General features: G+C 75.0%; 11 protein-coding genes and 2 pseudogenes. 6 read left to right on the plus strand and 7 right to left on the minus strand.

The annotated features are described in order from the left end of the window. Positions 1 to 2: 2 nt before the first annotated feature. Positions 3 to 1199, minus strand: a complete 1197-nt coding sequence (locus tag RND61_RS26320; protein ID WP_315880597.1) for an NAD(P)/FAD-dependent oxidoreductase — start codon at positions 1197 to 1199, stop codon at positions 3 to 5. Positions 1200 to 1553: 354 nt separating this feature from the next. Between RND61_RS26320 and RND61_RS26325 the strand changes: the two genes are divergently transcribed. Beyond that, on the plus strand, positions 1554 to 2768 hold the full coding sequence (locus RND61_RS26325; protein WP_315880598.1) for a cytochrome P450: 1215 nt from the start codon (positions 1554 to 1556) through the stop codon (positions 2766 to 2768). Positions 2769 to 2810: 42 nt separating this feature from the next. On the opposite strand, the gene RND61_RS26330 is transcribed toward RND61_RS26325, so the two are convergent. From RND61_RS26330 to RND61_RS26345, 4 genes and pseudogenes are all read right to left on the minus strand, one after another. After that, entirely contained in the window at positions 2811 to 3299 is a 489-nt protein-coding gene (locus RND61_RS26330) for an acyl carrier protein (protein ID WP_315880599.1), read from the minus strand. A gap of 99 nt (positions 3300 to 3398) precedes the next feature. Continuing rightward, positions 3399 to 3866 (minus strand): annotated as a pseudogene (locus RND61_RS26335) (ketoreductase domain-containing protein); the annotation flags it as partial. 115 nt (positions 3867 to 3981) lie between these two features. Further along, positions 3982 to 7341, minus strand: a pseudogene (locus RND61_RS26340) (zinc-binding dehydrogenase); the annotation flags it as partial. Continuing rightward, positions 7272 to 10109 carry a type I polyketide synthase gene (locus tag RND61_RS26345; RefSeq protein WP_315880600.1) on the minus strand — a complete coding sequence of 946 codons (2838 nt, stop codon included), beginning with the start codon at positions 10107 to 10109 and terminating at the stop codon, positions 7272 to 7274. The pseudogene RND61_RS26340 and the gene RND61_RS26345, both read right to left, overlap by 70 nt. Between RND61_RS26345 and RND61_RS26350 the strand changes: the two genes are divergently transcribed. Beyond that, a complete protein-coding gene (locus RND61_RS26350) occupies positions 10084 to 10596 on the plus strand; it encodes a hypothetical protein (protein ID WP_315880601.1) in 513 nt (170 codons plus the stop codon). The two genes, RND61_RS26345 and RND61_RS26350, sit on opposite strands and share 26 nt — an antisense overlap. A gap of 298 nt (positions 10597 to 10894) precedes the next feature. Here RND61_RS26350 and RND61_RS26355 read toward each other — a convergent pair whose 3' ends face one another. Beyond that, the gene (locus RND61_RS26355; protein WP_315880602.1) at positions 10895 to 11326 is read right to left on the minus strand and encodes an RICIN domain-containing protein; all 432 of its coding nucleotides are present in this window, start codon (positions 11324 to 11326) and stop codon (positions 10895 to 10897) included. Positions 11327 to 12831: 1505 nt separating this feature from the next. On the opposite strand from RND61_RS26355, the gene RND61_RS26360 reads away from it, so the two are divergent. The 4 genes from RND61_RS26360 (at position 12832) to RND61_RS26375 (ending at position 16336) form a co-directional block, all read left to right on the plus strand. Then, positions 12832 to 13035, plus strand: a complete 204-nt coding sequence (locus tag RND61_RS26360) for a cold-shock protein (protein ID WP_315880603.1) — start codon at positions 12832 to 12834, stop codon at positions 13033 to 13035. A 248-nt stretch (positions 13036 to 13283) separates the two neighbouring features. Continuing rightward, complete coding sequence (locus RND61_RS26365) at positions 13284 to 14732, plus strand: DEAD/DEAH box helicase (protein ID WP_315880604.1); 1449 nt, start codon at positions 13284 to 13286, stop codon at positions 14730 to 14732. 114 nt (positions 14733 to 14846) lie between these two features. Beyond that, positions 14847 to 15152, plus strand: coding sequence for an SCO5918 family protein (locus RND61_RS26370; RefSeq protein ID WP_315880605.1), 306 nt, complete (start codon positions 14847 to 14849; stop codon positions 15150 to 15152). 380 nt (positions 15153 to 15532) lie between these two features. Further along, positions 15533 to 16336 carry a class E sortase gene (locus tag RND61_RS26375; RefSeq protein ID WP_315880606.1) on the plus strand — a complete coding sequence of 268 codons (804 nt, stop codon included), beginning with the start codon at positions 15533 to 15535 and terminating at the stop codon, positions 16334 to 16336. A 311-nt stretch (positions 16337 to 16647) separates the two neighbouring features. Here the strand turns inward: RND61_RS26375 and RND61_RS26380 are convergent, their stop codons facing one another. After that, on the minus strand, positions 16648 to 18663 hold the full coding sequence (locus tag RND61_RS26380; protein WP_315880607.1) for a glycosyl hydrolase: 2016 nt from the start codon (positions 18661 to 18663) through the stop codon (positions 16648 to 16650). Positions 18664 to 18942: the final 279 nt, after the last annotated feature.

Genomic DNA, 18942 nt, shown 5'->3' on the forward strand with positions numbered 1-18942 from the left:
GGTCAGGCCGTCCGTTCCGCGGCGGCCGGCGCCTCGCCGTGCTCGGCCCGCAGCAGCCGCCGGCACCTCTCCCCCTTGGGCCAGGTGTGCGAACCGGGCTTGCGTGCCTCGTCCGCCAGGTGCTTGACGCTGAACCGGCAGGAGACCTCCTTGAGTTTCGCGCCCGCGCGCCCGCCGACGTAGAGCCTCATCGCGGTGTCGTCCTTGTGCGCGAACTGGAAGATGCCGGCGCGGCGTCCCAAACTGACGCACAGGGCGGGGAACGACAGGTCGATGGGCGCGGGCCGCTTCCCCGCGATGCGGTCGAGCACCGTGTCGGCGGCGTGCGCGCCCAGGCAGCCCGCGGCATAGGCGCTCATCCGGAACGGCAGGTCCGACGGCGCCGCCGAGTCCCCGGCGGCGACGACGCGCTCGTCGTCCACGCTGGTCAGCGTCTCGTCCGTGAGCAGGCGCCCCATCGCGTCGGTGCGCAGCCCGCTGCGCGCGGCCAGATCCGGCACGGCGAAGCCGGCGGCCCAGACGGTGACCTCGCTCGGCAGCTCACGGCCGTCATCGAGGTGCACGGCGTGGCGGGTCACCGCCGTGACCTTCGTACCGGGGCCGTCGAGCACGTTCACCCCGAGCCGGGCGAGCCGCTTGGCGGCCGTCCGCCGGGCCCGGGGGTGCAGGTACGGACCGAGCGCGCCCCCGCAGACCAGGGTCACCCGGCGGCCCTGCTCCGCCAGTTCGGCGGCGGTCTCGATGCCCGTCGGACCGGCTCCGACGACGGTCAGGGCGGCTGTCGCGTGCGCGGTCTCGACGACCGACCGCAGCCGCCGCGCGGCCTCCAGGGTGGCGACCGGGTGGGCGAACTCGGCGGCGCCGGGGACGCGCGGGTCGGTGCTGCCGCTGCCCACCGCGTAGACCAGGTGGTCGTAGCCGATCGCGTCGCCGCTCGCCGGCGCCACGCTGCGTCCGGCCGTGTCGATCCGGGTCACGGTGTCGACGACCAGCCGGACGCCTTCGGCCAGGACCTCGCGGTAGTCGACGACCGCGTCGTGGGTCCCGCCCACCAGTTGATGCAGGCGGAGCCGCGGAACGAAGACCGGGCGCGGGTTGATCAGGGTCACGGTCACGTCGTCGCGCTGCGTCAGGCGGTTGGCCGCCATGACGCCGGCGTATCCGCCGCCGATCACGACGACGTCGGTGTTCTCGGTCACGGTGTCTCCTCCGTCTCAAGGGGGGGTCGGCCTCAAGACACCGCGTGACGGGCACCTGTGACAGGTTGTGAGGCAGATCACTCCCGGAGGCGGGGCCCGGGCCGTCCGCCCCGTCCGCGACGAGGACGAGAGCGGTACCGGAGCTCCTGAACGCCGTGCCGTGGTCGACGCCGAACGGGGGGAAGGCCGGGCATGCCGCGGCCCCCGCGCCCGGCCGGTTCGGCTCCGGCCGCCCGGGACCGGCGCGGAGCCCCCCGCGCTGGACCACGGCGCCGCCGACGCCGGGTTCCACCGGCGTGGCGTGTGGACCCCGCGGCCGCATGCCCGCCCCGGCCCCGGGGGATGCTCCCGACGATGGCCAGTGAATCGCAGGCCCGCCGCATCGCGGTGAGCGCCGACTTTTGGGACCACCTGCCGTTCGACATGCGCGGGGAAGCGTTCCGCGCCGATCCGTACCCCGCCTACGAACGCCTGCGTGCCGAAGGGCCGGTGGCGTCACCGGGGGAGGGCGTCCTCCTCGTCACCGGGTACCACGCGGGTGCGGCGGTCCTCGGTGACCCGCGCTTCGGACTGGGCGGCGGCGCGTTGGAGTCGCAGTCCTTCCTCCTGGTCGACCCGCCCGAGCACCGGTGCCGCCGGGCCCGCGTCTCCGGCCCGTTCAGCGCCCGCGCGGTGGAGCGGCTGCGCCCGGCGGTCCGGCACCGCACGGCCGGCCTCGTCCGCGCCGCGGCGGCCAGGGGCGAGGCGGACGTGGTGGCCGACCTCGCGGTCCCCCTGGCCCTGGAACTGATCTGCACCGTGGTGGGGGTCCCGCTGGTGGACCGGCCGCGGTGGTACGGGGCCCTGTCCGGGATGGGCCTCGCCTTCACCCCTCCCGGACTGCTCACCGAAGAGGACACCGCCCGCCTGGCGGCCGCGCGGCTCGAATTCGCCCACTACCTCGCCGCGTTGATCGAGGAACGCCGCAGAGTGCCCCGGGACGACCTGGTGAGTGCCCTCCTGACGCCGGGGCCCGAGCACACGGCCCTGACCGAGCAGCAGGTCATCACGGCGGTCGGGCAGTTCGTGGTCGCCGGGTACGAACCCGTCGCCCTCCAGATGGCGAACGCCGTGTACGCCCTGCTGCGCCATCCCGAGCAGCTCGAACACCTCCGGGCGCACCCCTCGTACGCCCCCGCGGTGGTCGAGGAGGCCCTGCGCTACGACCCGTCCCTCCACCTCATCACCCGGATCGCCCTGTGCGACGCGGACGTCGCGGGCCGGCGGGTTCCGGCCGGCACGGTGGTGGGCGTCCTGCCCGGTGCCGTGGGCCGCGACCCGGAGGTGTTCGCCGATCCCCGCCGGTTCGATGCCGCGCGTGGCCCGCAGCACCTCGCCCTGGGGCGGGGCGAGCACTTCTGCCTCGGTGCGCACCTGACCCGGGTCCAGGCACAGGCCCTGGTCACCGCCGTGGCGCGGTACCGCCCCGTGCTGACGGGGGAGTCCGTCCGGCAACGGCTGTCCGGCGTGCTGTGGGGGGTCGAACGGCTGCCCGTGGTACTGGCCGGGCGGCCCGGGACCGAGGACTGACGGCGCCGCCCCGGGGTGTCGCCCGGGGCGGCGCCGGGCGCGTCACCGCGCGGGCTGCCGGAGTCGGCGCAGGCAGCGCCGGGCCAGATCACCGACCGTGGTGCTGTCGAGCACCTCCACGGCCGGCAGGGTGCAGCCCAGCCGCTGGTTCACGGCCGTCAGCAGCTCGGCGCCCATGAGCGAGTCGAGCCCGAGCTGGTCCAGGCGCCGGTCGGCGGGCACCCGGTCGGCGGTGGTCTGCAGGATTCGGCAGAGGACGTCGGTGAGGACCTCCGCCACCCGTACGAGGGCCTCCTCCGGCGGCATCGCGGCCAGCGCCTCCAGCAGCGCGGCCCTGCCCCCGCCGCCGGCGTCGGCCCCGGCGGGGCACACGGCGTCGAAGCGGGGGCCGAGCACCGCCGCGAAGGTGTTCCGTGCCGCGCCCCAGTCCACCCGGGTGACGACGGCGACGTCGTCACCACGCCCCAGCAGCGTCTCCAAGGCGTCCAGCGCCCCGGCGGAGGGCATCGGGTCGAGGCCCAGCCGCCGCATGAAGTCGCCGATGTCCTGCCGGGCGACGTAGCCGACCTCCTCCAGGGCGCCCCAGGCGACTGCGAGACCCGGCCGGTCGGCGTCGCGGCGGGAACGCGCCAGAGCCTCCAGGAACAGGTTGGCGGCGTTGTAGCCGGCCTGGCCCTGGTTGCCGATCAGGGCGGCGACGGAGGAGTACAGGACGAACAGGTCCAGGTCGCGGTCGCGGGTCAGGCGGTGCAGGACGTCCGCGCCGCCCGCCTTGGGCAGCAGCACCCGCCGTACCCGCTCGGTGGTGAGCCGGGCGAGCGGCGCGTCGTCGACGACCATGGCGGCGTGCAGGACCCCGCGCAGCGGGGGCCCGGCCGCGTCCACGGCCCCGAGCACCTCCTCCATGGCCGCCGGGTCGGCCGCGTCCGCCGCGTGCACGGTGACGGACACCCCCCGCCGCCGCAGATGGTCGAGGAGCGCCGGGGCCTCCGGCGTGGCGGCGCCACGCCGTCCGACCAGGGCCAGGTGTCGGGCGCCGCGGTCGGCGAGCCGGCGTGCGGTGGCCGCGCCGAACCCGGTGAGCCCCCCGGTGATCAGATAGGTGCCGTGCGGGTCCGGCGCGTAGGGCCGCGGCCAGTGTGTCGAGGTTGGCGGCGCTGAACGTGATGCCGTTCAGGAACGGCCCCAGCGGCAGCCTGCCGTCCGCGTACAGGTCGCGCTTGCCGAGCTCGACGAAGCGCCCGCCGGGGCGCAGGACCTCCAGTCCGCGCGCCATCGCCTCACCCGACAGCGAGTTGAGGACGACGTCCACGCCGTCACCACCCGTCACCTCCCTGACCTGTTCGGCGAACCCCGGCGACCGGGAGTCGAGCACGTGCGGTACGCCGAGCAGCCGCAGCAGGTCGCGCTTGGTGGGGGTGCCGGCCGTGGCGACGACCCGGGCGCCGGCCTGCCGCGCGTACTGCAGGGCGGCCAGCCCCACGCCGCCGGCGGCGCCGTGGACGAGGACGGTCTCCCCGGCGGCCAGGCGCGCCAGGTCGTGCAGGGCGTGGTGGACGGTGAGGAACACCACCGGGAGCGTGGCCGCCCGGCAGTGGTCCATGTCGTCGGCCAGGCGGGCGGCCATGGTGGCGGGGACGGCGACGTGGGAGCGCAGCGTCCCCCTTCCGAAGGCCATCACCCGGTCGCCGGGCGCGAAGCCGGTGACGCGGGACCCCACCGCGACGACCCTACCCGCGCACTCCATGCCGGTGGTGAACGCGCGGCCCCCGGCCTCTTCCTGCTGCTCCTCGATGGGCATCGTGCCCAGGGCCTGCAGGACGTCCTTGTAGTTCAGGGCGGCGGCGCGCACGGCGATCAGCAGGTCGTCCGGTCCGGGTGCCGGCGCGGGCGCCGGTGCCCAGTCGAGCCGGTAGGAGCGGCCGGGGCGGCGCAGGCGCAGGGCGTAGGGGGAGGCGCCGCGGGTCCGCGGGGCGCGGGCCGTGCCGGCCTCCTCGCGCACCCGGGGTACGAAGCGGCCCGACCGGGTGAGCAGGATCTCGTCCTCGGGGCCGGGGTCCGTCAGTTCGGCGGCCAACCGATCCGCGTCCGCCCCGGTGCCGGTGGTGTCCAGGGAGATCCGGCGGACCGTCAGGTCGGGGTACTCGTTGCCGAGGGTGCGGGCCACCGTGGGGTGCAGCGGCCGTTCGGGCGCGGGCAGGGCCCCCGTCGGCGGCGTGACCAGCCACAGCCGCACCCGTGTCCCCTCGTCCCTCTCCGTACGGCGCCGGGCGGCCAGCGCCAGGGCGCGCAGGAGGGACGTGTGCTCCAGGGCCCGCTCGGCGTCCAGTTCTCCACCGGGTGCGCGATCGGGTGCCGGGTCCTCGCCCAGCACGACCACGACGCTGGTGGACGGCGGCTGTGCGGCCAGGAGCGCGTCCCAGTGCCGGTCGTCGCCCGTCGGGGGTACGAGAAGGGCGTGCGGGCCGCCGCCGGGGGCCAGGCGCGCCGACAGGGCCGCCGCGAGCGCGTGACGCGCCGGTTCGGCGACGACGATCCAACCGTGTTCCGGGTCGGCCGGTGCCGGTGCCGGTGCCGGCGGTCCCAGCGGGACGGGGCGGGGGGCGCGCCGGGCCAGGAAGGTGGAGCTCTCGCCCTCGCCGGGCCCGCCCGCCGGGACCGGGCGGCTGATCTCTTCGAAGCCCTCCTCGGCCAGCAGCCGCCGCCAGGCGTCTGCGGACAGCAGCGGCCCGTTCGGGCGCAGACCGGTGTCCTGCTGGTCCCAGAAGCCGGGCAGGAACCCGGACATGAGCGCCAGGTCGGCCGTCCGGTGCGGCTCCACGGCCAGGAGCAGGCCGTTGTCGGCCAGCAGCCGCCGGACGTGCGCCAGCGCGGCCCGCAGGTCGCGGGCGGTGTGCAGGGCGCCGCCCACCACCACGAGGTCGTGGGAGCCCTCCGCGAACCCCTGCTCCAGCGGGTCGCGGTCGAGGTCGAGGGCGCGGTGGTCGACGAAGTCGTGGGCGGCGAAGCGGTGCCGGGCCCGGGGGAAGAACTCCTCCGAGACGTCGGTGTACGTGTACCGCGTGCGCTCCGGCGGCAGTTCCGGCAGCAGGAACGCGGCCGTGCCCCCGCTGCCGGCACCGGCCTCGAGGACCCGCAGCGGCCTGTCGGCGGGCCACCGGCGCACGAGCGCGCGCACGACGGCGCGGGCCACGCGGTGGTGGAACGCCGCCGTGCCGCCGTCGGTGTGGAACTCCTCCAGCAGGTACCGGTCGGTCTCGGAGAAGACCTGCTCCGGGTCGTGGTCGCCGCGCAGGACGGCCGTCAGCCGCTTCCCGCAGCGGCCGAGCAGTGCCAGCTCCGCGGCGAGGCCGGGGTGCCGGGCGGCCAGGGCCTGGAAGCGTTCCTCCGGCTGTGCCGTCCCCACCAGGCGCCACCGCCCGGCCCCCGGGCCCGACTCCGGTTCTGCCAGACCGTGGGCGTGCGCGTGGGGCAGGAGGACGTCGAACAGCCTGGTGTACTGCGCCGGCATTCCGGCGCGGACGAGATCCGCGACCGTGAACGGGCGCTCCCCGTGCCCGGACCCGGACAGCAGGTCCCGTACGGAACGCGCGGTGAAGTGCGCCGTCAGCTCGCGGGTCACCGCGGCCGCCGACCGCCCGTCACCGCCGTCCCACGCCCGCGCGGCCCGTCGCAGCTCGTCCGCGCACTCGCGTGCGATCTCCCCGGGCGTCGGCGCGCCCGTGCCTGCCGGGTGCGCAGGCCCGGGGCGCGGTGCCGCCCGCATCACGGTGGTGACGAGGGGCGCGGTCGTAGGGCCGCCCTCGTCGAACCGGTGCATCCGGCAGCCCTCCAGGGTGAGGCAGACCAGTCCGCCGGGGGCGGTCACCGTGGCGTCGCACAGGACCTCGCGCGCGGAGACGCGGCGCACCTGTACGAGGACGTGGCCGGCTGAGGGCACGCGTCGCCAGGCCCGGACCCGGTCGACGGTCACGGGCAGGTACCGGGCCCCGGGCATGCGCTCCTCGACGACGGGCGCGACCGCCTGCAGCGCGCCGTCGAGGAGCGTGGGGTGCGCCTCGTGGTCGGAGGTGTCGATGCGGGCGGCGTACCGGGCCAGCACCCGGCTGTCGTCGAAGCGCAGGTCGTCGAGGACGCGGAAGGCGGGGCCGTAGCGCAGGCCGCAGCGTTCGCCGCCCGCGTAGTGCTCCTCGCGGGTCCTGCTCCGCGGCAGCGGACGGGCGGTGCCGTCCACGTCGAGGAGTCCCGGTGCCGGGGCGTACAGCCGCCTGACGCGGCCCCGCGCGTGGTGGTTCCACGCACCGTCGCCGCCGGTGCGTGAGGCGACCGTCACGATGCCGTCCTCGCGTGTCAGCGACGTCTGGATCTCCAGGCCGCGCTCGTCATCGGGGTCGAAGGGCAGGAGCAGCGCCTGGTGGATGGTCAGGCCGGTGATCTCGACGGCCCCCTCGTACACGCGCCGCCCTGCGGCGAGGGCCATCTCGGTCATCCCCGCGGCCGGCATCACGACCGCGTCGCCGACCTGGTGGTCGGCCAGCCAGGGGGCCGGGCGGGTTCGAAGGGGCCGTGCCAGGTGGGTTCGGCGACCGCCGCGCGCTCGCCGAGCAGCGGATGGTCGATCGTTCCGTCCCCGCAGCCCAGTTGCCACAGGCCGGGATGGCCGTTCCAGTGCCGCTCGCGCTGCCAGGGGTAGCCGGGCAGGTCCACGACGCGCCCGCGGCGGGGGAAGAACACGGTGTGGTCGGCGCGGACGCCCGCGGCCAGGAGGCGGGCCAGGCAGGCGCGCACGCCGGAGGGCCCCGGCGCGCCGCGCCGCATCATCGGCACCACGGTGCTCCGGGACGGCCCCTGTTCCACGTCGGCGGCGCGGGCGAGACTGCCGGAGAGCACCGGATGCGGGCCGACCTCGACGAAGACGGAACAGCCCGCCTCCCGCAGCCGGGCCGCCGCGACACCGAACAGCACCGGCCGGCGCAGGTTGCGCCACCAGTAGTCGGCGTCCAGTTCGGCGCCGGTCAGCAGCGTGCCGGTGGTGGCGGAGGCGTACCGCGTCCGCGCCCGCCGTCCCTCCAGCCCGACGAGGGCGTCGAGGAGGCCGGCGCGCAACGGGTCCATGACCCGGCTGTGGAAGGCGTAGCCGAGGCCCAGGTCCCGGAAGAAGACGCCCTCCCGCCCGAGCCGGTCCCCGAGATCGGCCACGGCGGCCCGGTCGCCGCTGACCGTCACGTCCCGCGGGCTGTTGACCGCGGCGATCTCCAGCCGGCCGCCGTAGGGCGCCAGCCACTGTTCGACGCGTTCGGGGCCGGCGCCGACGGCGGCCATGCCCCAGTCGCCCGCCGTCGACGCCTGGGCCCGCGAGCGCGCGACGACGACCCGGGCCGCGGTGTCCAGGTCGAGGGCGCCGGCCGCCCAGGCCGCGGCCATCTCGCCCGCGCTGTGCCCGACCACCCCCGCCGCCCGGACGCCGTGGGCGCGCAGGACGGAGACCAGGCCCACCTGCACCGCGCACAGCAGGGGCTGTGCGACATCGGTGGTGTCCGGGCGGCGCCCTCCGGCGTCCGCGGCCAACTCCTCCAGCACGGACCAGCCCAGGTGCGGGCGCAGGGCCTCGTCGGCCTCCGCCACACCGGCGCGGAACACCGGCTCCTCCTCCAGCAGGTCCTGCCCCATGCCCGCCCACTGCGCCCCGTTGCCGGAGAACGCCAGGGCGACGGGAGCGCCGTCGGTTCCCTCCGCGAGGGCGCCGTCCACGTCCCGCTCTCCCCGGGCGAGGGCGTCGAACCGCTCGGCGGCCTCCTGGGGCCCGCGGGCCAGCACCAGGGCGCGGTGTTCGTGCCGCCCCCGCCGCAGGAAGGAGGTGTGCGCCAGGTCGTAGAACTCCTCCGCCGGACAGCGCCGCAGGTGCGCGGCCATGCGGCGGGCGGCCTCGGCGGTCGCGGCGGGGGTACGGGCGGACACCAGGACCGGCAGCCGTGCGGCACCGTCCGGGACGGGGGAGGGGGCCGGGGCCCGCGGTGGCGGGTCGGCGAGGGCGATGTGGGCGTTGGCGCCGCCGAAGCCGAAGGAACTGACGCCGATCACGGCCCGGCCGCCGGACGGGACCCGCAACGGCGCCGGCTCCACGACCGGGGCCAGGCGCAGGCCGTCGAAGTCGACGGCGGGGTTGAGGGGAAGGGCGTACAGACTCGCCGGAACCCGCCGGTGCCGCAGCACCAGCAGCGCTTTGAGCAGGCCCGCCATGCCCGAGGCCGGTTCCAGGTGGCCCAGTTGGCTCTTGACCGAGCCCACCGGCAGAGGGCTGGAGGGCGGTCGTCCGGCCCCCAGGGCCCGGCCCACCGCCCGGCACTCGGCGGGGTCCCCCACGGGGGTGCCGGTACCGTGCATCTCCACGTAGGCGACCTCGTCCGGACGCACGCCCGAGGCCGTGTACACCTCGCGCAGCAGCGCCTCCTGCACCTCGGCGCTGGGCTGCGTCAGGTTCGGGGTGCGTCCGTCGGTGTTGACGCCGCTGCCCAGGATCACGCCCCGTACCCGGTCGCCGTCCTCCAGCGCGCGGGCCAGCGGCTTGAGCACGACGAGACCGCCGCCCTCGGAGCGCACGTAGCCGTCGGCCTGCGCGGAGAAGGGACGGCACCGGCCGGTGGGAGAGAGCATCGACGCCCGGGCGAACCCCACGAACTCCACGGGGCTGAGCAGCAGGTGCGCGCCGCCCGCCAGCGCCATGCCCGAGCGGCCGTGCCGCAGCGCCTCACAGGCGTGGTGCAGGGCCACCAGGGACGAGGAGCAGGCGGTGTCCACGGCCACGCTCGGCCCGCGCAGCCCCAGGGCGTACGAGAGGCGGTTGGCGGTGTTGGCGGTGGCGCCGCCGGTCATCGTGTAGGCGTCGACCGTGGCGGGGCCGAGCCCCTGGAGGTGCCAGAAGGACTGGCTGGAGACGCCGACGTACACGGCGGTGTCGGAGCCGGCGAGCGAGGAGGCGGGGCACCCGGCGTCGTCGACGGCCTCCACGGCCATCTCCAGGAGCATGCGCTGCAGGGGGTCCAGACGCGCGGCCTCACGGGGCGACATGTCGAAGAACTCCGCGTCGAAGCTCTGTACGTCCGTCAGGAAACCGCCTCTGGCGACGTACGTCTTCCCCGGGCGCCGCGGTTCGGGGTCCAGCCAGCGGCTCGCGTCGAAACGGTCGGGCGGCACGGCGCCGATCACGTCACGCCCCTCGACGAGGGCGGACCACAGCTCGTCCAGGGTGTCGATGCCGGCGGGCAGCCGGCAGGCCGCGCCCACGATGGCGACGGCGTCGTCGGGGTGGCCTGCGGTGGAGGTCGCGGAAGTCGGCGGCACGAAGGTCTCCTCGGTGGTCTGCTACGGCCGGCACGCCGCCTACGCGGACTACTGGTGGCTGCTGCCCGTCCTGGGAACCGGAACCGGACTGCTGTTCGTACCGGCCGTCATCACCCTGGTCGGACGCGCGCCCGCGGTCCACGCGGGTACGGCCTCGGCGGTGGTCGACACCCTGCGGGAAGTGGGCGGCGTCATCGGCGTGGCCGCGCTCGGCGCCGTCCTGACGGCACGGATGCGCGGCTCCCTCCACGACCGGGCGACCGGCGCGGGCCTCACGCCGGACGCCGCGGATCACCTGGTGCGGACCGTCGTCACCGACGGCTCCGCACCCGGATCCGGTACGTCGCACGTGACGGCCTGGGCCGGGGACGCCTTCGTCGACGGCCTGCACCTGGCCCTGCGTTGCGGCGCGCTGACGCTGGCCTGCACGCTCGCGCTCGTCCTGATCCTGCTGGCGTACCGGCGCGCACGGGTCCGGCCGGGCTGACGGAAGGCCGCCCGCCCCGGGGGCGAGAAGCGGTCGGCGGTGAGCGCGCCCGTCCTCCGGCTCGGGTCGCACCGCCCGGTGGCCCCGGTGCGGGCCCCGTGGGGCACGCCGCCCGAGTCCCACCGGTTCCCGCTGCCGGCCGGCCACCGGTTCCCGCCCGGGGCGTCAGCGGGGGCGGCGCGTCCTGCCCGCGGCCGGAGGGCTCACGGTGAGGCGTCCGGCCACGGCCCGCCGGCCCGACCGTCTTCGCACGCGGTTCCCGGCCGTCGCCCCGCCCGGTGGGGGACGCCGTTCGGCGTCACTGGTCCTCCCACCGCTGGTTGGGGTCGCGGATGTCGCAGCCCTTGGCATAGACCACGCTGCTTCCCAGGCTGTTCGCCAGGCACAGGCCGGTCGCCCGGTTCATGTAGACGCTGGACCCCATGTGCTGCCACTGCTGGTGCTGGTTGCCCGTCTGGCACGGGCTCGTGTAGACCTTGCCGTACCTGTCGGAGTCCAGACAGCGTCCCGTGGCACCGTGCACCCACCAGCCCCTGTCGTACTGCTGGGCCCACGTCATCCACGGGTTGAAGGACTGGCAGGTGCTGGCGTACACGTCACCGGCCGCGTTGCCGTCCAGGCACTTGTCCGAGTTCATGTTCGCGTACCGGGTGAACGCTCCGTCCGCCTGTGCCGTTCCGGCCATCATCCCCGTGCCCGCGACCGTGAGCGCGAGGCCCGCTGCGGCCACCGCGAGCCTCCGGAGGCGGCCCGACGACTCCGTGCTCCGCGTGATCCTCGGCAGACCCCACCGCGCGCGATGCTTTCGCATGTTCACTGACTCCCGTTTTCCGTGTTCCCGATTCCGCCGGGGCGCTCTCGTCCCGGCTCGCCGGCCGACGGGTGTACGGCCTCAGACGCGCACCCCGATCAACCGACGTGGGTAGTACACCGCGAAGACGTGCTCACTTGACTGCCCGATCCGTGCTCAACCCGTGCTCACTACGGGCCACTACGTACCGCGTGGGGAAGCGATCGGTAGGTCCTCGGGCCTCCCGCCGCCCCGGCAGCCCCGGATGCCGGGGCGGCGGGCCGCCGCGGCGTGCCGCACCGGGCGCGCACGCGCCGGCTCCCCGCCGGGCGCGGGGGAGGGGACACCGCGGGCAGCCGCCGTTCGTCCCCGCTCTGCCGCGGCGCGTCCCGCGCCACGTGCCGGAGGCGGGGAAGGAGCCGGTACCGGACGACGCCGCCGTGATCGGCGCGCCCGGCACGGCCGCCGAGGCGGCCCGGGCCCACGCCCTGGTCCGGCGGCCCGCTCCCACGGCCCGCCACGCCCACCGGGCCGACCAGCCCTCTTCGACACCTGACGTGCACGAACCCCCCTCCCCTTCTTCGGACGCGCAGGCCACGGACCGCCCCGTGCGGCCGGCTCGACCGCCTGCGCCGTACCCCCTCCTCGCCGCGGTGCGGACGTGGTCCCCTCGACACCAACGCCGTGGGGCCGGCCGACGTCCTCGACGCCACCACGGCCCGGGACATCGACACCGCTCTCCTCGCGCCCCTCCCCGCGCTCTCCCGAGACCGGATCGACCGGGGACACGGCGTGGCGAGCGCGTCCCGGGCCGTCGAGTCACTGCGGAGAGCCGCGTGAGCACCGGGCCGACGGGGCCGGTGCTCACGCGGCCCCGGTAGGGCACGGCCGCCGGTACCGGCACAGGGCGAACACGAATATCTGGAGCGGTGACTGCAGATGCCATCTTTTTCCGAGGGTGCGCTCCACCGCCCGCCGGCCGAGCGGCCCCCCGGCAGAGGGTGGACGTGCGCCGCGCCGGGCCGACCGCGGAGGCGGCGGCGTCCGTTCGCCGGCCGGCCTTCCCGCGGCCTTCGCGCGGGAAGGCCGGCGACCGGGCCGGAACCGCCGCAGGGGCGCGCCGGGACCCGGCGGGCGGCCGCACGTCCCCCGTCACCACACGGCACTTTTCCGCGCCGACAGCGAATATCTGTTTCGGCGCGTACAGAAATTCCGCCCCGCGAAATGGCCGGCGAGTGTCTTCCTGTCCTGCTCCTGTTTTTCGTGCTACTGTCTATTTCAGTTGCAGTTGTGGTTCCCAAAAACTTCAAGTGCCCCCACCGTCCTGTGTGCCGGTGGGAGCGCTTTTGTGTGCCGGTCTTCATTCCCGGACGGGGCGATCATTGCGGCGACTCGGGGCTCGCACAGTGTGGGCCCCTGGGCACTGCCCCGTAAGGAGATATGACATGGCTACTGGCACCGTGAAGTGGTTCAACGCGGAAAAGGGCTTCGGCTTCATCGAGCAGGACGGTGGCGGCGCCGACGTGTTCGCCCACTACTCGAACATCGCCGCCTCCGGCTTCCGTGAGCTCCAGGAAGGCCAGAAGGTGTCCTTCGACATCGCGCAGGGCCAGAAGGGCCCGACGGCCGAGAACATCGTTCCGGCCTGACGCCGTCGCTGACGCGTACCACGTAGCTGGGGCCCGCACCTTGGGTGCGGGCCCCAGCTCGTTGCTTTTCACCGGACGCCCGGGCCCCGAAGCCCGGGGAGACCTGTCCGTGCGGGGCGTGTCCGCCCCCCGCAGCGCTCTCTCCACACCGTCCGGATCCCATCTTTTCTCCGGCCCGTTCTTGCGATTCCCCCTCGGCCCCGCCGCTGGGAATTCCCGGATACGCGCCGCATCGAGGAAGGTTCTTCATGAACCGCGTATCCCGCTCGAACAATCGCCGCTCCACCCGTTCCTCCCGCCCCTACGGGGGCGGCTCCGGCGACCAGCACCGGTCAGCCCCTTCGCGCCGTTTCGGCGGTCCCGGCCGCCGGGCGGCCGCAGTGACGGGTGAGTTCGCCCCGCCGGTCACCTTGACCCCCGCGATCCCGCCCGCCGAGACGTTCGCCGACCTGGACCTGCCGGCGCCCCTGCTCGCGGCGCTCGGTGCCCAGGGCGTGACCGTGCCGTTCCCGATCCAGGGGGCGACGCTGCCGAACTCGCTCGCCGGCCGGGACGTCCTGGGCCGCGGTCGCACCGGCTCCGGCAAGACCTTGGCCTTCGGCCTGGCCCTGCTCGCCCGTACGGCCGGACAGCGCGCCGAGCCCAAGCAGCCGCTGGCGCTCGTCCTCGTACCCACCCGGGAACTGGCCCAGCAGGTCACCGACGCGCTCACCCCCTACGCCGCCTCGATGCGCCTGCGGCTCGCCACCGTCGTCGGCGGCATGCCGATCGGCCGCCAGGCGGGCGCGCTGCGCGCCGGCGCCGAGGTCGTCGTGGCGACCCCCGGCCGGCTCAAGGACCTCATCGCCCGCGGCGCCTGCCGCCTGGACCAGGTCGGCGTCACCGTCCTGGACGAGGCGGACCAGATGGCCGACATGGGCTTCATGCCGCAGGTCACCGCACTGCTCGACCAGGTGCGCCCGGACGGCCAGCGGATGCTGTTCTCCGCCACCCTGGACCGCAACGTCGACCTGCTCGTACGCCGCTACCTCCACGACCCGGTGGTCCACTCCGTCGACCCGTCCCAGGGGGCGGTCACGACGATGGAGCACCACGTGCTCCACGTGCACGGCGCCGACAAGCACGCCACGACCACCGAGATCGCCGCCCGCGACGGCCGCGTGATCATGTTCCTGGACACCAAGCACGCCGTGGACCGGCTGACCAAGGACCTGCTGTCCCTCGGGGTCCGTGCCTCCGCGCTGCACGGCGGCAAGTCCCAGCCGCAGCGCACCCGCACGCTGAACCAGTTCAAGACCGGGCACGTCACGGTGCTGGTGGCGACCAACGTCGCGGCACGCGGCATCCACGTCGACAATCTCGACCTCGTCGTGAACGTCGACCCGCCCACCGACCACAAGGACTACCTGCACCGCGGCGGCCGTACCGCCCGGGCGGGCGAGTCCGGCAGCGTCGTGACGCTGGTCCTGCCCAACCAGCGCCGTACCGTGAGCCGACTGATGGCGGACGCCGGCATCACCCCGCAGTCCACCCAGGTCCGGTCCGGCGAGGCGGAGCTGAGCCGGATCACCGGGGCCCAGAGCCCTCCCGGCGTCCCCGTCGTCATCACCGCGCCGGTCGTGGACCGGCCGCGCGGGGCCTCCTCCTCCCGCGGCCGCGCCCGGCGCGGCCGCGGGCGCGCCGGCGCGGCCGCGTAACCACCGGCCCGGCCGGCGGCGGGCCGCCCCGAGGGGGGCTCGCCGCCCGCCTCCAGCCCGACCCGCACGGGGCTCCGCCCGCCGTGCGGTTCCCCTCCGAACACGTGAGGCACCATGCGCTGTGTCATCGCCCGTTTCCCCTTCGACTTCGTCAAGGACGAGGTCCGGCAGTCGATGAAGGGCGTCAGGCCCGAAGCCGTCACCGGCGAATCCGTGACCATCGGACGCCGCCGCTACCCCGTGAAGCAGGTCGGTGAGGTCATCACGCGGCAGGACCGCCGCGACTTCACCGCCGGGGAGATGACCCGCGCGCTGACCCGTCTCGGCTTCACGTGCAACCCGGCCCCCGCTCCGGTCCCCGCCGCCCCCGCCTCCTTGGAGGCGGCATCGGCGATGCTCGGCGCCCCCACTCCCGGGTAACGGCCGACCGTCGGCGCGCCACGCCGAGCTCCGAGCCGCGATCTCCCGCGCCCACCGCCCGCCACCGGCCCGGCCGCTCCCGGTGCCGGTGCCGGGCGGGAAGGCGGTGGGTGGTGGGCGACGCGCCGTGGCGGCCGTGCTCGCCGGTGCGCCGGCCTCGAAGCCCGGCAGGACCGGGGCGAGGCGGAAGCCGTCGGCGCGGCCTACTGTGCGGGCAGTGATCGCGTCGCTTTCCGCACGCCACCGCGCCCTGCGGACCGCCGGGCTCACGCACGGGGACCCTGTCATGGGAACGTACAATCGAGATTGATGCCGGTTTGTCCCGCAGGTTTCACCCCTGCCGCGTGACGTGACCGCCCGGCCCGTCGATCTGGAACGCCATGCCGAACCACCCAACCGTCCCCGCGCTGCTCGCCGCCGTCGTGGGAGCCCTGGTCGGTTGCTCCGCCGGGCCCGCCCCGGTGAGCGGCGACGGCAGACCGGCGGTCGTGCCCGCCGCTGTCTCCTCCGCGAACGCGCAGACCACCCCGGCCGCCCCCACCACCGTGTCCGTCACGGCCCCGACCGCGGTCGGGACCGTGACTTCGACCGCCCTGCCCTCCGTCGCCGTCGAGCCGCCGCCCGAGCCGTCGCCCTCGAAGGGCGATGCGCGTACCCGGCCCGCCCTGCTCACCATCCCGGAGATCGGCCTGGAGGACCTGCGCGTCGTACCGTACGAGGGCACCACCGACGACCGGGCCGGCACGCGGATCCAGGACGAGGGCCTCGCCGCCAGCCCGTACGGGGACGAGGGCGGCGTGGGCCCCGGCGAGATCGGGAACTACCTGGTCACGGCACACCGGCTCACCGCGGGCGGGCCGCTGCGCGACCTTCCGTCCCTGGACACCGGCGACCCGGTCCTCGTCACGGCGGGCGGCGTGGTGCACGAGTACCGGATCACGGAGACCAGGAAGACCTCCTTCCGGTCGGAGCGCTCCCTGACCGAGCAGCGGGCCGCGGTTCCGGGCCGGCCGGGGGAGAGGCCCACCAAGGCGATGATCACGCTTTCCACCTGCGCGACGCCCGAGGACAACGCCGCGGGCAACTTCTGGCGCGACGACCGCGGCAACCCCGAGCACCGCATCGACAAGATCGGCGTCCTGGTCTCCTCGAAGCCCACGGCCGACGCGCCGAACACCCCGTAGCGCTCCGGCGCGGTCCCGTGGTCCGTTCAACGGGTCCGTCGGCGGACCGCCGTCGGTGGTGGCCGCGGGCACAGCGCAGCGGGCCCCGCACCGACCGGGTCGGCCGTGGTCCGCCTGTCCGGCCGACTGCCGGCGGTCCTTCCGCCCGGCGCCCGGCAGCGGTCCGCGCGGGGGCGTGGGCGGTCCCCCGGGTCCCCGTCCGGCCGAACCGGCCCGCGATCCGGGCCGTGACCCGGCCGGACGTCGCCCGCCGTGCCGGGCTCCCCGCCCGCGACGGCCCCGTCTCCGGGGGCCGTCGCGGGCGGCGGCGGTCATTCGGCCCTGATGTCGTCCACGTACACGGTCCCCTTGGTCGGGGCGCCGCTGCTGTGGCCGAGGTACAGGTTGAACGTCGTCACCTCGGCGAGGTGGGCGGCGTCGAGCACGGCCCCGGCGTGCGCGGTGTCCCAGGGGGCGGGCCTGAACTCGCTGAACGGGGCCCGGACCTCCCGTCCGCTGGTGTCGGACAGCGGGATCCCGTACTCGAAGTAGGCGCCCCTGGACACGACCTGGAGCGTCGCGCCGTTCGCCGAACCGTCGCCCCGCAGCCACAGCACCAACGACGAGAAGGCGGTCCAGTCCGCGTCGACCGACTTGCCGATGCCGGTGTACCCGGCGCTGCCGAGGTCGTACGAGTAGGCCAGCCCGTACGAGCCCGAGGCCTTGTGGTCGGCCGACAGGGTCGTGGTGTTGGCGTTGATGTGGCTGTAGGCCTCGCTGAGGGTGGCGTCGTCCCCGGCGTACCCCTCGAAGTCGTCGATCCATCCGGCGGGCAGGGGGGCGACCTCGCCGAGGAGGACCAGGGCCGAGTCGGTGAGGGTCTTGCCGTTCACCCGGGCGTCCACCGAGAGGGTCACCGACCGGTTGTCCAGCCAGGCCGGGTCGATCGACCAGTCACCGGAGTAGAAGCCGTCGGCGTCGAGGCGGAGCCGCCGGGAGCGTCCGCCGTTCACCGAGTAGGTGACCCGGCTCGCCTCCGCGTGCGTGACCCGCACCCGGACGGTGCTCCCGGTGCTCGTCAGGCGCTGCCGGTCCGTGGGGGTCACGAGGTGCATGAACGGGGCGTTCCGGACGGCGGTGGTGCGCGCGGCGTACACGCCTCGCAGGTCACCGGCGAACACGGTGTAGGGGTCCCGGGCGTACCGGACGAAGTCCGCGTGCAAGGCGTGGCCCGGGGTCGGCACGTAGGACCGGGTGCTGCCCCCGAAGTTGGCCCACGTCTGCATGTAGGTCACCCGGCGGGCCAGCGGGTCCGCCTTGATGGCGCCCAGCAGCCTCGTGAACCACTGCGGGTTGCGGCCCTCCTCCCCGCTCTCGCCGAACTCGGTGTAGGCCGGGACCTTGCCCTTCTCCTCGGCCAGGCGGACCACCATCGCCAGGTCCTTCACCAGGCTCTCCAGCCAGGCGTCCGATCCGGCGGAGTTGTCGTAGGCGTCGTAGCCGAGGACGTCGACGTAGCCGTCGCCCGGGTAGGTCTTGAGGTAGCCCGTCGGGTCGCCGCCGAAGCTGGAGTTGGGCGAGTACGAGTAGAGCAGGTTGCGGACGCCCTTGGTGTCCCGCAGGTACTCGACCGTGTAGCGGAAGACCTCGATGTACTCCGCCGAGGTGGTGTGGCCGGCGCCCCACCAGAACCAGCCGCCGTTGTTCTCGTGGAAGGGCCGGAAGATGACCGGGATCAGGGTGCCGTCCGGCCGACGTGCGCCCTGGACCGCCTTCGCGATGCGGTCCAGGAAGGCGTTGAACCGCGCGTGCTTCGCACCTCCGGGGAGGATCTGGCTGACGACGCGGCCCCCCGTGTCGTAGAAGTTCTCGCCGGTGACGAAGTTCGGCATGTGCGCGCTGAGCGTGTTGATCCCACCGCAGGCGTCCGCCTGCCGGAGGCACCGGGTGAGCGCGGCGATGTTCTCGGCCTCGGTCGCGTCCCTGCTGCCGGGGCGCTCGTCACCGTCGAGGATCAGGGTGTCCCAGCCGAACAGCGCGGGGTGGTCGCCCACCGCCGCCTTCGTGTCGGACGCCTTGCCGTCCTGCTGGGTGAAGGTGAAGCCGTAGGACAGGGCGTGCTGGTGGCCGAAGAGGATGCCCTTGCCCTGTTGCCGCATCAGGTACGCGAACAGCGCGCGCGTGGCGCTCGTCGCCTTGTCGTCGACGATCCGGACGCGCATCGGCGCGCCGGCCGGTGCCGCGGTGGGGGCCGCCGCCGAGGCCGTCGGCATCCCGGCGCCCGCCGCCATGGCGACCGTGGCGCCGAGGAGGACGAACGAACGGCGGTTCACGACGGGGTTGTGCATGGCTGTCTCCTTGGACGTGGCCGGCTCTCGCGATGAGGGGAGGTGTTCACCGCAGGCCCGGGAACGGAACGCGAACCGCGCACGGACGGTCCGCTCGTCGACCTCCCGACGTGCCCGATCCTGTGGCCTGCGCGGTCGTGGTGCCGACTGTGCCGGATGGCGACAACGTTGTCTACGCTGGTACGGCAGTTAAGTAACCGGTTTAGTGGATTGCTGAAGAACGCATTCTTGTGCTACTGGAGACGGCTTCGCCGTCGCGCCGGCCCGCCAGGCGCCCAC

The organism is Streptomyces tamarix (assembly GCF_032423885.1).
Lineage (GTDB): Bacteria > Actinomycetota > Actinomycetes > Streptomycetales > Streptomycetaceae > Streptomyces > Streptomyces tamarix.